The organism is Litoreibacter sp. GN1-5 (assembly GCF_055693805.1).
The window spans coordinates 1673039-1688671 of record NZ_JBVFUP010000001.1 but is presented as its reverse complement, the minus strand read 5'-3'; the positions used below and the strand labels follow the sequence as shown (position 1 = coordinate 1688671).

At 54.2% G+C, this 15633-nt stretch carries 18 protein-coding genes and 1 pseudogene; 10 read left to right on the top strand and 9 right to left on the bottom strand.

Going from position 1 to position 15633, the window contains the following annotated elements; genetic code table 11:
• Window positions 1-203: 203 nt before the first annotated feature.
• Together ACZ1HF_RS08700 and ACZ1HF_RS08695 are read right to left on the bottom strand one after the other, a co-directional pair.
• Window positions 204-1223: a quinone oxidoreductase family protein gene (locus ACZ1HF_RS08700; RefSeq protein WP_472657119.1), complete on the bottom strand. Its 1020-nt coding sequence runs from the start codon at window positions 1221-1223 to the stop codon at window positions 204-206.
• Window positions 1224-1366: 143 nt separating this feature from the next.
• The gene (locus ACZ1HF_RS08695) at window positions 1367-2470 is read right to left on the bottom strand and encodes an acetoin utilization protein AcuC (RefSeq protein ID WP_472657118.1); all 1104 of its coding nucleotides are present in this window, start codon (window positions 2468-2470) and stop codon (window positions 1367-1369) included.
• A gap of 143 nt (window positions 2471-2613) precedes the next feature.
• On the opposite strand from ACZ1HF_RS08695, the gene ACZ1HF_RS08690 reads away from it, so the two are divergent.
• The 3 genes from ACZ1HF_RS08690 (at window position 2614) to ACZ1HF_RS08680 (ending at window position 4266) form a co-directional block, all read left to right on the top strand.
• Window positions 2614-3090 (top strand): NUDIX hydrolase, encoded by a 477-nt coding sequence (locus ACZ1HF_RS08690; RefSeq protein ID WP_472657117.1) that lies wholly within the window; start codon window positions 2614-2616, stop codon window positions 3088-3090.
• Window positions 3091-3151: 61 nt separating this feature from the next.
• A complete protein-coding gene (locus tag ACZ1HF_RS08685) occupies window positions 3152-3595 on the top strand; it encodes a DUF1178 family protein (RefSeq protein WP_472657116.1) in 444 nt (147 codons plus the stop codon).
• A gap of 14 nt (window positions 3596-3609) precedes the next feature.
• Entirely contained in the window at window positions 3610-4266 is a 657-nt protein-coding gene (locus ACZ1HF_RS08680; protein WP_472657115.1) for an SDR family NAD(P)-dependent oxidoreductase, read from the top strand.
• A 203-nt stretch (window positions 4267-4469) separates the two neighbouring features.
• On the opposite strand, the gene ACZ1HF_RS08675 is transcribed toward ACZ1HF_RS08680, so the two are convergent.
• Genes ACZ1HF_RS08675 through ACZ1HF_RS08665 form a run of 3 tightly spaced genes read right to left on the bottom strand, consistent with a single transcriptional unit; the run spans window position 4470 to window position 6295 of the window.
• Entirely contained in the window at window positions 4470-5549 is a 1080-nt protein-coding gene (locus ACZ1HF_RS08675) for a 5-(carboxyamino)imidazole ribonucleotide synthase (RefSeq protein ID WP_472657114.1), read from the bottom strand.
• On the bottom strand, window positions 5542-6030 hold the full coding sequence (gene purE, locus ACZ1HF_RS08670) for a 5-(carboxyamino)imidazole ribonucleotide mutase (RefSeq protein WP_472657113.1): 489 nt from the start codon (window positions 6028-6030) through the stop codon (window positions 5542-5544). Before purE ends, ACZ1HF_RS08675 begins: the two co-directional genes overlap by 8 nt.
• 46 nt (window positions 6031-6076) lie before the next feature.
• Window positions 6077-6295, bottom strand: coding sequence for a YdcH family protein (locus tag ACZ1HF_RS08665; RefSeq protein ID WP_472657112.1), 219 nt, complete (start codon window positions 6293-6295; stop codon window positions 6077-6079).
• Window positions 6296-6468: 173 nt separating this feature from the next.
• Here ACZ1HF_RS08665 and ACZ1HF_RS08660 point away from each other — a divergent pair, with 173 nt between their 5' ends.
• From ACZ1HF_RS08660 to ACZ1HF_RS08650, 3 genes are read left to right on the top strand one after another with little or no spacing between them, the layout of a single operon-like run.
• Entirely contained in the window at window positions 6469-6882 is a 414-nt protein-coding gene (locus ACZ1HF_RS08660) for an Hsp20 family protein (RefSeq protein WP_472657111.1), read from the top strand.
• Between the two features lie 4 nt (window positions 6883-6886).
• Complete coding sequence (locus ACZ1HF_RS08655) at window positions 6887-7114, top strand: DUF1150 family protein (protein ID WP_472657110.1); 228 nt, start codon at window positions 6887-6889, stop codon at window positions 7112-7114.
• Entirely contained in the window at window positions 7111-7986 is an 876-nt protein-coding gene (locus tag ACZ1HF_RS08650; protein ID WP_472657109.1) for a PhzF family phenazine biosynthesis protein, read from the top strand. Before ACZ1HF_RS08655 ends, ACZ1HF_RS08650 begins: the two co-directional genes overlap by 4 nt.
• Before the next feature lie 43 nt (window positions 7987-8029).
• On the opposite strand, the gene ACZ1HF_RS08645 is transcribed toward ACZ1HF_RS08650, so the two are convergent.
• On the bottom strand, window positions 8030-9736 hold the full coding sequence (locus tag ACZ1HF_RS08645) for a bifunctional sulfate adenylyltransferase/adenylylsulfate kinase (RefSeq protein ID WP_472657108.1): 1707 nt from the start codon (window positions 9734-9736) through the stop codon (window positions 8030-8032).
• A gap of 66 nt (window positions 9737-9802) precedes the next feature.
• Window positions 9803-10744: a thioredoxin-disulfide reductase gene (trxB, locus tag ACZ1HF_RS08640; RefSeq protein ID WP_472657107.1), complete on the bottom strand. Its 942-nt coding sequence runs from the start codon at window positions 10742-10744 to the stop codon at window positions 9803-9805.
• Between the two features lie 184 nt (window positions 10745-10928).
• Between trxB and ACZ1HF_RS08635 the strand changes: the two genes are divergently transcribed.
• Window positions 10929-11429: an Lrp/AsnC family transcriptional regulator gene (locus ACZ1HF_RS08635; RefSeq protein WP_472657106.1), complete on the top strand. Its 501-nt coding sequence runs from the start codon at window positions 10929-10931 to the stop codon at window positions 11427-11429.
• Window positions 11430-11437: 8 nt separating this feature from the next.
• Here the strand turns inward: ACZ1HF_RS08635 and ACZ1HF_RS08630 are convergent, their stop codons facing one another.
• Complete coding sequence (locus ACZ1HF_RS08630) at window positions 11438-12238, bottom strand: Hint domain-containing protein (protein WP_472657105.1); 801 nt, start codon at window positions 12236-12238, stop codon at window positions 11438-11440.
• Between the two features lie 311 nt (window positions 12239-12549).
• Here ACZ1HF_RS08630 and ACZ1HF_RS08625 point away from each other — a divergent pair.
• The 3 genes and pseudogenes from ACZ1HF_RS08625 (at window position 12550) to ACZ1HF_RS08615 (ending at window position 15230) form a co-directional block, all read left to right on the top strand.
• Window positions 12550-13517, top strand: a pseudogene (locus ACZ1HF_RS08625) (IS481 family transposase).
• Window positions 13518-13557: 40 nt separating this feature from the next.
• Window positions 13558-14523 carry a tetratricopeptide repeat protein gene (locus ACZ1HF_RS08620; protein WP_472657104.1) on the top strand — a complete coding sequence of 322 codons (966 nt, stop codon included), beginning with the start codon at window positions 13558-13560 and terminating at the stop codon, window positions 14521-14523.
• Window positions 14505-15230, top strand: a complete 726-nt coding sequence (locus tag ACZ1HF_RS08615; protein WP_472657103.1) for a sulfotransferase family protein — start codon at window positions 14505-14507, stop codon at window positions 15228-15230. The genes ACZ1HF_RS08620 and ACZ1HF_RS08615 overlap by 19 nt, the downstream gene beginning before the upstream one ends.
• A 4-nt stretch (window positions 15231-15234) precedes the next feature.
• Here the strand turns inward: ACZ1HF_RS08615 and ACZ1HF_RS08610 are convergent, their stop codons facing one another.
• On the bottom strand, window positions 15235-15381 hold the full coding sequence (locus ACZ1HF_RS08610; protein WP_472657102.1) for a hypothetical protein: 147 nt from the start codon (window positions 15379-15381) through the stop codon (window positions 15235-15237).
• Between the last annotated feature and the right edge of the window lie 252 nt (window positions 15382-15633).

Below are 15633 nucleotides of genomic sequence, written 5' to 3'. Positions count from 1 at the left end.
AGCAATGTCCGCACAACCGACCTTGGGCTAAAAGTGTTCGACGTTTGGGTCAAGAGTAGCTAACGGTTACGCGCCTGCATATTCAGAAAACGGTGGCACCGAGTCAAAGGTCCGGAACGTTCCACAGGTGTGGCCGTTTTCGTGATCATAGCATCGCTTTAGATCGACCGGCTCACATATAATATCTGATTATATGACGGCTGTCAGATTGAGATAACTATCTTTCCGACATGATCCGCTCTTGCAAGGGCTGTAAAGGCGTCTGGCGCATCTTCAAACTTGTAGGTTTTATCCAGAACCGGGCTCAGCTTATCTGCGTAGGACATTCCGATCTCAATCATGTCTTGCAACAGGTCAGGATGTTGCAGGAGGCGGAAAATCGTGAAGCCGTGCAGGCTGGCGTCTTTCATCATCAGGTCCAGAATAGTGTAGCTGGCCGTCATGCCGGACAGCATCTCGTAACTGACATATTGCCCCTGCGGTCCAAGGCCCGCAATCGCGGCGGCGACGTAATCCCCGCCAAGCGGGTCGATGACGCCGTCGACACCATTCGGGCTGGTCTTTTGCAGCAAAGACGTCAGGTCATCGCTGGTTTCAACCACACCGGTATTGTCTGCCAGGTTTTCAAGGGCAGACAGTTTCGCCGCATGACGTGTTGTTGCGATTGTTTTAGCGCCCCAGGCCCGTGCCAGCTTCAGCGCCATCGTTCCCATGCCACCAGCCGCTGCGGTGAAGGCAATGGTCTTGCCCTGGCTTGTCTGTGGTCCGAACCCGGCCATCTGCATCGCGCCAGCCATTGTCAGGATTGCCATCCAATAGGCGGCCCCTTCAGCATCAGAAAATGCATCTGGAACCGGGATCAGGCAGGATAAGTCATAAAGGCCAACGTCCCGCAACACCCCCATATTCATCGTGTCGACAAGCATCGGAATGAAAGCGACCCGGTCGCCAACCTTCCAGTCATTTGAGTGCGGTTTGCTGTTGTCCTTGGGGCCAAGGGCGATGATCTCTCCTACGGCTTCATTTGCAAGACAGGAGGGAAAACGCTCGGGCGGGAAGTGCGTGCCAAGCAGATACCGAGTATCCGCCTGATTCAACCCTACAGCGCGCAACGCAATCAGGGCCTGCCCAGCGCCGGGCGCGGGCAAATTTTGTTGGTCCTTCTGCATGACCGTCTTAGCGTCGCCAAAGGAATTGAAATACCAATAAGTACTCTCGGTCATGTCTTTATCCTTTCATATATTTGCTGCGTTGAGGTGCAGAGAAAACCCTTGCGCACTGGTAGAAACAAAAATCTCAAAATTTGGCGTCCCGACAGAGTGTCGGGATATACTCATGCGCGCAACGATACGCAGATCATAGTGCCTTACAACTGTTTTAGGAGCAGTCTGACCCTTTGCCGTATGTTATCTTGTATATATCCACCCCTTGGCACATCCCTTAACGTTGTGAACCAATGTTCGGGCGGATTTTTGCCGCGTCTGTTGCCGTCAAATCTGAGGCCGCGCAGGACCTTCTCGGCATCGGTGGGCAGACGGTCCGGAAGTTCTTGCCCGCTCAGGATGCCCCAAACCCCGGTCCAGAGCCGCCCGACAGACCAGGGATTATACCCGCCACCGCCCAGCACGAGATAGCGTGGGGCAATATCGCGCAGCGCACGCACAACAGCCCAATGCGCATTGTTGGATAAGGACAGATGCGATTGCGGGTCTTCCTCGACCGCGTCCGCGCCACATTGCAAGACCACGGCGTCGGGGCGGAATGTCTCGACCACCGGGCCAATCAACTGGTCCAGAATGAATGCCATTTCATCGTCATTCAGCCTTTTTGGCACCGGCAGGTTGATGGCGCCCTGCGTGCCCAATGGTCCTGTCCTTGGCCACAACCCCTCTTCATGGACCGACAGAAGAAGCACGTCCGGGTCTTGCGCGAAAGCATGTTCCACCCCATCGGCATGATGTGCGTCGATGTCTATATAAGCGATACGTTGCACGCCATTGCGGCGCAGGGACAGCATCGCCAGAACCGGATCGTTGAGATAGCAAAACCCGTTGGCATAGCCGGGCATCCCGTGATGGGTGCCGCCTGCCGGATTGTAGATGACACCGCCATCTTTCAACAGCTCCCCCGCCAGAAGGGATCCGCCTGCCGCTGTCGCAGGACGGTCAAACATTTCAGGGAAAACCGGATTGTCGAGCGTGCCGATATTGAACCGCTTGCGATCCTCGGGGCTGACAGTCTGGGATATTTGCGCCTGCTGTAAGGCCGCGACATAAGCTGGCTCATGCCATAGATGCAATGCCGCTGGTTTGGCGCGCGGAGAGGTGATGTAGGTTTGGGACGGCAACCACCCCAAGGCGCGGCTGAGGTCCATCACTGTCGAGACGCGCGGCACCCGCAGCGGATGCCGTCGCCCATAGGTGGAGTTGCGGTAAATCTCGGAACCGATGAAAAGCGGGCGGGTCAGCATCCCCCTGAGCTATACGAATTGCAGGCCCCGCCAAGGGCGAAATCGGTAAATTAACGCATTGTTAACGCCTTATTTTGCATTTTATGTTCAAATAGTGTGAAAACATCGCTAACTTAGACAAAAATACCGGAGCAGAGTAACCCGTGTCACTTATTCGTCTGAAACAGGCACCCTTACAGATGTCAGATTTCCGGAAACGGGATGTGCGCAGCCAGTTTGGCGCGCTCTGTTATCGCGTGCATAAGGATGAGACGCAGGTTCTACTGATCACCAGCCGGCAATCGCGCCGCTGGATTATTCCCAAAGGGTGGCCGCTTGAGGGCGTAACCCCGGCTGAGACCGCAGCGACAGAAGCGTTTGAGGAAGCAGGCGTCGAGGGTAAGGCGTTCAACGTGTGTCTTGGGCTCTATTCCTACACCAAGATCATGGAAGAGGGCGATAACCTGCCTTGCGTCGTGTCTGTCTTCCCTGTTCGGGTCAAGGCATTGCGTGACAAATACCCTGAAGCTTCGGAACGCAAGCGCAAATGGTTCAGCACCAAAAAAGCCATGGCCCAGGTGCGTGAACCTGAATTGCGCAAAATCATCAAGCATTTCAATCCGGCCTTGCTGCAGGGATGAGCGTTACAGTATGCTGTCAGCCCTGCCGTCACAGGCAGGATGGTTTTGATCAGGTGAGCGAATGATCCGATATGCTTTGACATGTTCGAATGATCACAGCTTTGAAAGCTGGTTTCAGTCTGCGGCTGCGTTTGACAAACTACAGACTGCCGGGATGGTTGTCTGCGCCGTCTGCGCGGACACAGATATACGTAAATCGGTCATGGCCCCCCGGATCAGCAAGACGACTGATGCGCCTGCTGTGGATAAGCCCCCTGCAGAGAGGCCTTTATCCGCGCCTGCCTCACCTGCCGAGCAAGCTTTGAAGGAAATCCGTAAAACCATCGAGGCTCAGTCCGAGGATGTCGGGAAAAATTTCGCGCAAGAAGCCCGTCGCATCCATAACGGTGAAGCGCCCGAGCGGGCCATTTACGGCGAGGCCAAGCCGCAGGACGCAAAGGCGTTGATTGAGGATGGTATTAAGATCGCACCTCTGCCATTCATGCCGAACCGCAAAACCAATTAAAAAGGGCCGCCCCAATGCATGTTGTGATCACCGGAGCCAATCGTGGGATCGGGCGGGCTTTGCTGGGCCGCTATCTTGATCAGGGGGAACACGTGACCGGAACCTGCCGTGGCACGCCGCCCACGGATGGGGCTTGGGTCATGCTTGATGTGACGGACCATGATGCCGGGCAAAAGTTGGGCGCGGGCCTTGATGGGCAGGCGGTTGATCTGCTGATTTGCAATGCCGGTGTTTATCTCGATAAGGGCGAAAACCTTGCCGATGGCTACCCGGCGCAAATGTGGGCTGATACGTTTGCCGCCAATGTCACCGGGGTGTTCCAGACCGTGCAGGGTTTGCTGCCGAACTTGCAAATGGCCGATAATGCAAAGATTGCGATCATCTCGTCCCAGATGGCCTCGCACGAGCATGCGCCGGGCGGGTCTTACATTTACCGTGCCTCCAAAGCGGCGGCCCTGAATTTAGGGCGCAACCTTGCCTCTGACCTGCGGCCTTTGGGGATTGCGGTTGGTATCTATCATCCCGGCTGGGTGCAGACCGATATGGGCACTGCACGCGCTGAAATCACAGTTGATCAATCTGCGGATGGCCTGAAGGCGCGGTTTGATGCTCTGTCTGTGGCCACGACAGGATGTTTTGAGACCTGGGATGGGCGACAGCATCCTTATTAATAGGTGGTGAGACTAACCCCCTGCAAGCGCCCGGTTTTGTAAACGAGAATTTGCTTGCGAACCCTTCTGGGGTAGAATGGACCTGTCACTGTCTGATGCCGCTTCTTTAATAGCATTTACTGCAGCAAGAGAGGCTGGCTATAGGATTGAAGCGTACTGACGCATCGCGCAAGGATGCGGTGCTAATGGCGCTGAGCAGTGGGCTAACGCGTAAGCAGGTGGGTAATTTTGTTCATATGGCCCATCTTACGGCCAGGTTTTGCGTCGGATTTTCCATAGAGATGCAAGGCGACGGTTGGGTCGGCGGCCAGCTCTGGGACGCGGTTCATATCTTCGCCAATCAGATTTTCCATAATAACATCTGCATGGCGCGACCCATCCCCCAATGGCCAGCCCGCGACGGCGCGAATATGCTGCTCAAACTGGTCAATCAGACAACCATTCTGGGTCCAGTGGCCGGAATTATGCACGCGAGGCGCGATTTCGTTGACGATAAGACCTTGCGGGGTCACGAATAGCTCAACCCCCAGAACACCTACGTAATCCAGCGCGTTCAGAATCTGGCCCGTCAGGATCACCGTATCCGCCCGCTCGGATGCTGTCAGATTTGCGGGCACGGTGGTGGTGTGCAGGATACCATCGCGGTGTACGTTCTCGCCGGGATCAAAGCAGGCGACCTGACCATCCAGCGCGCGTGCGCCTATGACTGACACCTCGCTCGTAAAGTCAACGAACCCTTCGAGAACGCAAGAAGCGCCCTTCATCTGCGCCCAAAGCACGGCCGGATCATCGCCGGCTTTCACACGAATCTGCCCCTTGCCGTCATAGCCCATCTGACGGGTCTTCAGGATCGAAGGCGTGCCAATTTCGCTGATTGCCTTGATAAGGTCGGCTTCGCTCTCGACATTGGCATGAGGCGCGACGCGAAGGCCGATACCCTGAAGAAACGATTTTTCGTGCAGCCGGTCTTGCGAAGTCGAGAGCGCGCGTCGATTGGGGCGCACTGGGCAGGTCGGTTCCAATAGGTCAAACGCAGTTTCAGGGATGTTTTCAAACTCATAGGTGATAATATCGCAAGACGCTGCAAAGGCTTTCAGGGCGTCCTGATCATCATAGCTTGCCTTGAAATGATAGTTGGCCACATGCGATGCTGGGCAATCGCCGCCTGGCTCAAAAATGCAGGTTTTAAACCCAAGGCGGGAGGACGCAACCGACAACATTCGGCCCAACTGACCGCCACCAAGAATACCGATGGTCGCCCCTGTGGGCAGCGGATCAGTCATCGCTGGGGGTGTCCGGGATCGACGCTGACAAGGCCGCGCGCCAGTCATCCAGCCGCTGTGCAAGGGCACTGTCTTGCAATGCCAGAATCCCTGCCGCCATTAGTCCGGCATTGGCGGCCCCGGCAGCCCCGATTGCCATTGTTGCAACAGGGTAGCCACGCGGCATTTGCAGGATGGAATAAAGACTGTCCACACCTGATAGAGCTTTGGTCTGCACCGGCACGCCAATCACAGGAATGCGGGTTTTTGAAGCCATCATACCGGGCAGATGCGCAGCCCCACCAGCCCCGGCGATGATCACTTGCAAACCGCGATCCGCCGCCGTTTTCCCGTAATCCCATAGCCGATCCGGGGTGCGATGGGCCGAAACGATTTTTGTCTCATACGCCACGTCAAGTTCGTCCAGAATTTCTGCTGCTTCTTTCATCGTGGACCAGTCGGACTGGCTGCCCATGATGATCCCTGTTTTTATATCTGTCATACTGACCTCACCCCAAAGGAAGCGGCACTATAGCCATCTGCGAGCGTCACGCAATGATGTCTGGTGTTAACTCATCTTCAATGGCTGCGATGCGGTCTTTTAATACTAATTTTTGCTTTTTAAGTCGCTTGAGCGTCAGGTGATCTACGGCAGGCGCATCCTGCAGGGCGCGAATGGCTTCGTCCAAATCCCTGTGTTCGCGTTTCAGCACCTCAAGCTTGATGCGTAAGACCTCATTGTGGTTCATATTTTTGGGCTGGTCCATAAAGAGGCCTTGTTTGAAAATTGAAGCAACATGTTACCCAATTTATGCGTGTATATAAAGCAAATCTGATCGGTAGGGGGTTGCAGTTCGGTTTCCTGCGCACCATCTATTTAATGTGGCTGCCATAGCGGGGCCGCACAACCGCAAAGTCGCTGCAACTTAAGGACTGTGCCATGACAAAACTTGCCTTCGGGTCGCACCCGTTCCTGCTGGGGTTTGATCAGTTGGAACGCTTGGTCGAACGGACCGCCAAATCCGGCAATGATGGCTACCCGCCGTTTAATATCGAGCAATCCGCCGAAAACGCATTTCGCATTACCCTTGCTGTCGCAGGATTTGCAGAAGATGACCTGTCGATCACTTTAGAGGATCGGCAATTGGTCGTGCGCGGACGCCAAAGCGATGATGTAGATGACAGGGTTTTTCTGCATCGTGGGATCGCGGCAAGGCAATTCCAGAAGTCCTTTGTGCTGGCCGATGGGGTTGATGTGGCAGGGGCCACTATTGAAAACGGGCTTCTGCATGTGGACCTGCAACGATCCGCGCCAGAAACAGTGATGCAAACCATAGAGATAAAGAAAGGGTAAGGTCATGAACACGCCGTTTGATTTTGAAAGCATGACGAAGGGTCGCATCGTTTACGTGCGTCCGGTCGATGTCGCTGATCTACCTGACGAAATGCAGGCAGCGGCTCAGGGGTTGGACCAGCTTTATGCAGTGCATGCCCCTGATGGGGAGCGTTTGGCGATTGTCAAAGATCGCGATCTGGCTTTCGTGCTGGCGCGCCAGAATGACTTTGCACCTGTCACGGTGCATTGACCGCTTATCCCTTTGACTGGGTTGATGCCTTCGCAGACAAACCCTTTGGCGGCAATGGCTGCGCTGTCGTCCATGATGGCGGTGTATTGGACGTCGACACCTGTTTAAAATTCACCCGCGAAACGGGGCTGGTAGAATGTACCTTCGTCGGCCCATCGGATGTTGCCGATGCCAAGGTGCGTTACTTTTTCCCAACACATGAGATCCCTTTCGCCGGGCATCCGACCATCGCTTCGGTTTGTTCTCTTCTGGCACGGCAAGTTGTATCCGGGTCGTCCATTACGCTAGAGACGGGCGCAGGTGTCATCGACATTCATGTCGCAGATGACGGCTGGATCACCATGACCCAGAACGCACCGATTTTCGGGGCGCAAGTCGCGCCAGAAATGTTAGCAGAGGTCGTAGGCCTTGAGGCAGCTGATATACTTGGCGCGCCGCAGGTCGTCTCGACCGGTTTGCCGTTTTGCGTGACGGTAGTCCGTGATCTGGACGCCTTGCGCCGGGCCAAGCTTGACCATGAGAAGATAGTGGCGTTCCAACAAGAGGTTCGCCTTGACGATGCCCCAGTGATGGAGCCTTATCTTGTCACTTTGCAAGGGGCGACAAATGCGGGCAAGACGTTTGGCCGCCTGCTGCTTGCCCCGCCAAGCCCGCCCGAAGACCCGTTCACAGGCTCGGCCACCGGGTGTGCGGCAGCTTATCTATGGCATCATGGGCTGATAGCATCCCCCAGTTATATTGCCGAACAGGGCCACGATATGGGACGTCCCGGTCAAGCGCGGGTCGAAGTGCTGGGCCCGCCTGACGCAATTTCCGGCGTCAAGGTCAGCGGCAAAGGCGTGATCGTGATGCGCGGCGAGATGGTGGTTTGAACGATCTTATTTCAGAAATTGCAGAAATCGCTTTGATGACCCTTTACGCCGCAACCAATCCCATGCTTTCCAGCTTTAAGATCACTTGATGCGCACAATTGTCGACCTCGACATTTTCCGTCTCCAACCGCAATTCCGGTTTTTCGGGGATGTCATAGGGGTCTGAGATACCTGTGAATTCCTTGATTTTGCCTTCCCGCGCCAGTTTGTAGAGCCCTTTGCGGTCGCGGCGTTCGCATTCTTCTATACTGGTTGCGACATGGATTTCGATGAAGGCGCCGAATTGCTCCACATCTTCGCGCACAGCGCGGCGGGTTGTGGCATAGGGCGCGATGGGCGCGCAGATGGCGATACCACCATTCTTCGTGATCTCAGACGCAACGTAGCCGATGCGGCGGATGTTCAGATCGCGGTGTTCTTTGGAAAAGCCCAGCTCGGAGCTGAGGTTTTTACGCACGATATCGCCGTCAAGCAGGGTCACGGGGCGGCCGCCCATTTCCATTAATTTGACCATTAGCGCGTTGGCGATGGTAGATTTTCCCGAACCAGAGAAGCCAGTGAAGAACACGGTAAACCCCTGTTTAGAGCGGGCAGGGCGGGTTTTGCGCAGCTCCGACACCACATCGGGGAAGCTAAACCAGTCGGGAATTTCCAGGCCTTCTGCCAGACGGCGACGGAGTTCTGTACCAGAAATGTTCAGGACAGTTGCGCCTTTAGCCACTTCGTCGGCGGGCTGGTATTCGGCCCGTTCCTGCACATAGACCATGTGTTTGAAATCGACCATTTCGATACCCATTTCTGCCTCGTGCTGGCGGAACAGGTCTTGCGCGTCATAGGGCCCGTAGAAATCGTCGCCTTTTGAGTTCTTGCCGGGGCCGGCGTGGTCGCGCCCCACGATGAAATGGGTGCAGCCGTGGTTTTTGCGGATCAGGCCATGCCAGACAGCTTCGCGCGGGCCAGCCATGCGCATGGCAAGGTTCAGCAACGACATGGAGGTCGTGGTGGACGGATACTGATCCAACACAGCCTCGTAGCAGCGCACGCGCGTAAAATGATCGATATCGCCGGGTTTGGTCATGCCAACCACCGGGTGGATCAGCAGGTTGGCCTGCGCTTCCTTGGCGGCGCGGAAGGTCAGTTCCTGATGGGCGCGGTGCAACGGGTTGCGGGTTTGGAACGCCACAACACGCCGCCAACCCATTTTGCGAAAATAAGCGCGCAGTTCGTTCGGCGTGTCGCGCCGGCCGCGGAAATCATAGTGGACAGGTTGTTGGATGCCAGTCACCGGGCCACCCAGATAAACCTTGCCTGCGGCGTGGTGCAGGTAGTTGACCGCCGGGTGGGCGACATCATTGGCCCCGAATACTTGTTCAGCTTCATGCGATTTAACAGGCGTCCATTTATCGGTCACGGTCATCGTGCCAAGGATGACGCCTTCCTGATCGCGCAGGGCAATGTCTTGGCCCTCGACGATGCTGTCGGCGAAATCTTCGGTGACATCAAGGGTGACGGGCATGGGCCATAATGTACCATCGGCCAGCCTCATCGTATCGACGACGCTGTCGTAATCCGCCTGCCCGAGAAAGCCCTTCAGCGGGTTGAAGCCGCCGTTCATCAGCAGTTCCAAATCGCAAATCTGACGTGGGGACAGGTCCCATGAAGTTAATTCACCCGCTTCAACTTTCAGCTTCTGTGCGCTGTCATAGGAAACGAACAACTCTGGAATAGGGGCGAGGTTTGGTATGATCATGGGTATCCCTCGGGTTTTGGTGTGCGCGGTTTAACTGCACATTGGTTATAAGGTGCTTAACGCTGTTCAATCCTCTTCCGCAAGGAAACGCTCGGCCTCCAGCGCGGCCATGCAGCCCATTCCGGCGCTTGTAACGGCCTGACGGTATTTGTGGTCGGTCAGATCACCTGCTGCAAACACACCGGGGATTGAGGTCTCGGTGCTGTCGGGTTTGGTGATGACATAACCGCCCATATGGGTGTCCAGCACGTCTTTGACCAATTCATTGGCGGGGGCGTGGCCAATGGCAACGAAAACGCCCTTGCAAGGGATTTCCGTGATCTCGCCGGTTTTGGTATGTCTGACACGAACTCCTTCGACGCCCAAAGGCGTGTCAGTGCCGATAACCTCGTCAAGCTCATGGAACCAGAGCGGCTCAATCTTGGGGTTCTTGCGCAAACGATCTTGTAGAATTGCCTCGGCCCGCAATTCGTCCCGGCGATGGATCAATGTGACTTTGGAGGCGAAGTTGGTCAGAAACAGCGCCTCTTCAACAGCTGTATTGCCGCCGCCGATTACAACGATTTCCTGATCGCGGTAGAAGAACCCATCGCAAGTTGCACAGGCCGAGACGCCGAAGCCCTTGAATTTCTCTTCACTTGGCAAACCCAGCCATTTGGCCCGCGCGCCGGTTGCAAGGATCACTGCATCACAAGTGTAAACTGTTCCGCTATCACCTGTGGCCGTGAACGGCCTTTTGGACAGATCAAGGTTCGAGATAATGTCGCCTATGATCTCACAGCCCATCGCTTTTGCATGTGCTTCCATGCGGATCATCAGGTCGGGGCCCTGCACCTCTGTATCACCGGGCCAATTCTCGACCTCGGTTGTGGTGGTCAGTTGGCCGCCGGGTTCAATGCCTTGCACCAGAAGTGGATTCAGCATGGCGCGGGACGCATAGACGGCTGCCGTATATCCAGCAGGGCCGGAGCCGATGATCAGAACTTTGGTGTGTCGCGTATCGGCCATGATGTATCCCCAGAAATCAGTTGTTCAGCCCGTATAAATGGCGAGGAAGCTGGCGAAAAGGTCTTGTGTCAGGTTTTTCAGTTTCTTGCCTGTTATGGTTTAAAACGATAATTTGTTGCGCAGATGTGAAATATTATTGCGCAAACTGGGGTGCGCGCGTAAGTTGATCCGAGGGGAGATTTATATGGTAACGTCAAAACTGGACGAGATCGACCGAAAGATATTGGCAGAGCTGCAGGCTGACGGGCGCATGACCAATGTGGAGCTGGCCAAACGTGTCGGCATCTCGGCACCACCTTGCCTGCGCCGGGTGCGCACGCTGGAGGAAAGCGGTTTTATCCGGGGCTACCACGCCGATGTGGAAAGCCGCGCGCTGGGTTTTGAAGTGCAGGTCTTTGCCATGGTGGGGCTACAAAGCCAGGCAGAGGTGGATTTGTCAGCCTTTGAAGCGCGCTGCAAAACTTGGCCGCTGGTCCGCGAATGTCACATGCTAAATGGTGAGGTCGATTTCATTTTGAAATGCGTGGCTCCGGATCTGAGTACGTTTCAGAATTTCCTGACTGAAGAACTGACATCTGCGGAAAATGTGGCAAGCGTCAAGACATCGCTAGTCATTCGCTGCGCAAAAGATGAGCCCGGCGTTCCGTTCGATGTACTGGAAGAGCGGATGAACAACACCGCTTAGTCGTCTTTTTAGCTATGTCCTTCACGCAAGGCCCGGACCTCGTAACTTGTCAATCGTTCCGTGTTTTGGGGACCGAACGCGTCCAGTCCATGCGCATATGGAAAGAGCCGTAACATCGCTCGAAGTATTTCATCATCCAGAATGTTCTTTGCATTGATGCCTGGGTGGTAGCTTTCAATCTCGATCCCGTTTGCAATGATCGTCGCCTGACGATCAAAGGCGAGGTTATAGACGGAAATATTGGATACAGGCGCTATGCTTAGTACCTGCATGCCATCTTCAAAAGCCCGTATGGGGGCGAAGGCTGTCGCCATTCCATGGACATCTTTGCAAGCAGGATGGCGCATCAGAACATATGCACGTGAGGACAGCATCAGGTCTTGCATCGGTTTGCCAAGCCCGAATGCATCCGCTGTCACCCGGAACAGTTTCGGGCTTTCAACGTCGCTTTGAGTATCAGGCAATATGTCATACGAGCCAATCCATTGAAGTGTAAGCGGCCCATATTCGCTGGTGGTAATCTTCATGCCAGGGGTCAAATCTTCAACCGCAACGGGACCCTCGGGCGTCGAGATCAGGGCACCTCGTGCCATGTTGGAACAGGTACTTTCAATCAGAGGAAGGGCAGGGGCGCTGACATTCGCATGCGAGACGTGTTTATCCGCGTATAGCCAGGATATAGAATATCGCCGCGAAGTTGCGCGTTGACGAGGCAGAGGTCCTCTGTCAAACGCGCGGTCGTCGTCGAAGTTGGAAACGAAATCTCCATCAAATGGGTGATGTTTTTCAACATCCACGCGATAAGTCATGCGCCGTCCTTTTCAGGTCAATGCGTGATTTCGCCTATCCCACCAATGCGGAAGTCACTTCAATCTATATCCAAGACAATCGCCACTATATTGCCTTAAAGTCAATTCTTTATGTTAAATAAGGGCTGAATTATGGCCAATTTGGTAAATTTTTGTGGAACTGTTTCGAGATTAGATAAGGGCGTGAGGTCTGATTTCTGGGTAAGCCAAGGAAATTGTTTTGCTTTCTGACTGTGCTGGCGGAAGCTGCCTAGGTGTTTAGTCCCGGCATGTGGTGGTCTACTGATTTGTGACCATCAGAAGGGTGAACTATGGGACAAATTCTTCACGGGAGCGCCAAGACCACGCACGCCGTCCGAGCTCTCATACAGCGATCGCAAGCTTCGAACGCGGCGCTGAGTCGGGAACTGGGCATCAACGTCAAGACCGTCGCAAAGTGGCGCAAGCGTGACAGCGTTCAAGACGCTGCTATGGGGCCGAAGGAAGCCCATTCCACGGTTCTCAGCATCGAAGAGGAAGCCGTCATCGTCGCGTTCCGGCGGCACACGCTGCTGCCTCTGGATGATTGTCTCTATGCGCTGCAGCCCAGCATTCCGCATCTCACCCGATCATCATTGCATCGGTGCTTGCAGCGGCATGGGATCAGCCGTCTTCCAGATGTCGAGGGCGACAAGCCGAAGAAGAGGGCGACAAGCCGAAGAAGAAGTTCAAACGTTACCCGATTGGCTATTTCCACATTGACATCGCAGAAGTACGCACTGGAGAGGGGAAGATCCGTTTGTTCGTGGCCATCGACCGAACCTCCAAGTTTGCCTATGTCGAGCTGCATGAGAAGGCGGGCAAGATGATTGCCGCCCAATTCCTGCGCAATCTAATTGCCGCCGTGCCATACAGGATCCACACGATCCTGACGGATAACGGCATCCAGTTCACCAATCGCAAACAGGACACATCCGCATTCGAGCACATCTTTGATCGCGTTTGTCGCGAGCACGAGATCGACCACCGCCTGACAAAGGTGAACCATCCGTGGACGAACGGCCAGGTTGAACGCATGAACCGGACAATCAAAGAGGCGACGGTCAAGCGATATCACTATGACACACATTCACAGCTTGAAACGCACGTCACCGACTTCATTGCAGCCTACAATTACGCACGCCGATTGAAGACGCTGCAAGGCCTCACACCATTCGAATACATCTGCAAAATCTGGACAACCGAACCGGAACGCTTCAATGTCGATCCGACCCACCACATGCCGGGACTAAACACCTAGCCTATGATATGGGCAAGCAGCAAAAGAATTTGGACAGCACATGCCCCCCATGACTCAGGATCAGATCAAGCGCCAGTTTTCCAAAGCGCGCGCCGCTAAGGACGCGGGCAGGTTGGAAGAGGCCGAGAAAGGTTTCGTGCGCATTCTGCGAGCTGTTCCAAACCTACCAGAAGTGCATTTCAATCTTGGTGAAATCTCTGCGCGCAGAAAACGGACGTCAGAGGCCGCAGGGTATTTTGAAGCCGCATTGAAATTACGCCCGCAAGAACCTGCAATCTGGATAGCCTATCTTGATCTGGCGTCCCATTATCCTGATCCCGCAAATTTGAAGAAACTTTTAGGACGGCTCGGGACAGTCTTGGATAATCACGGGTCTGTCTGGTTTTTCCGTGGTGTCGCGGCCTCTCGCAGTGGTGATGCAAGTGCAGAACGGATGTTCAGAGACGCTTTGGAGAAAGGTTACAGAACGCCGCGTGTATATATTGAGTTGGGTATCTGCCTATCCGATACCACCCGTGATGATGAGGCTTTGGCGGCGTTCGACCAGGCTTTGCAGCTTGATCCCCGGAATGATTTTGCATTGTCACGCAAAAGCGACCTGCTGCGCAATATGGGTCAGTTCGATGAAGCGCTAGAGACAGCGCGCGAGGCTATCAAGGCCGCGCCAGGGACGGGACAGCATTACTACTCTTACGCGTCTATTCGGAAGATGCGGGCAGATGATCCGTTAATTGAGCAGATGAAGCGTGTTTTTAAAAGAAGAAGCCCGGGGATCGCGGGCTCACATATGTTGGGAAGGCTTTGGCAAAGGCGATGGAAGATACAGATCAGACACATCAAGTGTTTGGGTATCTCAAAACCGCTAATGATGAAACGAAACGTCTGTTTCCGTACAAACATTCAGCAGATGTCGAAACTGCTGAGCATGTGCGCGATGTTTATCAAAACCTTAAGGCCGCATTGCCAGATGGCGCGGGATTCGAAGGAATGCGCCCGATTTTCGTAACAGGTATGCCGAGGTCAGGAACGACATTGGTGGAGCAGATCATTGCCTCTCACTCGCAAGTCGAAGGCGGCGGGGAAATGGGCCTTTTGGGACCACAACTGAACAAAACCCTGAAGGCTTCATTTGATGATAGTGCGGATGGTTTCACGCAGATGCAGGCGGGTTTTGCGCAGGCAGGTCAAGACTATGCCGAAGCCGTTTCGGCGCGTTTTCCACATGCTATGCATGTGACTGATAAATCCATCAGCACATATTCTACGATTGGGTTAGTGAAGCGCGCCTTACCTCAGGCACGAATTGTGGTTGTGCGCCGTGATCCGCGGGACAACGCCCTGTCGATTTATAAAAACCAATTTAAAGATGGCGTGCATCGCTATTCCAGTGATCTGCATGATATTGCGAAGCTATACCACTTGTTCGAAGATCAGCTATCGTTCTGGAAGGCGCAAATCCCGGATGCGTTTTATGAGATATGGTATGAAGACCTTATCGGTGATCCCGAGACGCAGTCACGGGCGCTGATTGAAGCGGTTGGCCTTGATTGGGAAGATGCCTGCCTGTCATTCTATGAAAACAAGCGTCGCGTTGATACTTTATCTACTACCCAGGTCCGCCAACCAATCTATTCGTCCTCGGTTGGTGCGTGGCGACAATTCGAAACTGAATTGGCGCCGTTTATTGAGACATATGAAGGTCTGAAAACTTAGTAGATCAGGCGCTTTGGGCGATGGGAGCCTTGACGTCTTCGCGGTCTTTTGTGCTTTGACGTTCCTGACGATCCCATGGCATCGGAACCAGCGTTACGTCTGCTTTTGCGCTTTCTTCAACGACACGATCGAGCCAGCGTTGTTTACCCATGTTTCCCACTCCGTATTTATTTGTTTTACAAAGCGTGCAGCCTTGAGATGCTGCGTTTTACTTTGCGACTATGTTACCGTCTTTAGATGACTATATTTCTAACGATCTTTCAGGCGCTAAAATGACAGGTCGAAAAATAATTAACACTTTATTCAATTCAAATATGACGTGGTAAAATTGGTAAATATTTGGTTAAAGCTGTTGTTTTCTAAGGGCAATACGTGACGACAATACAGAGATGCATCTTCATTT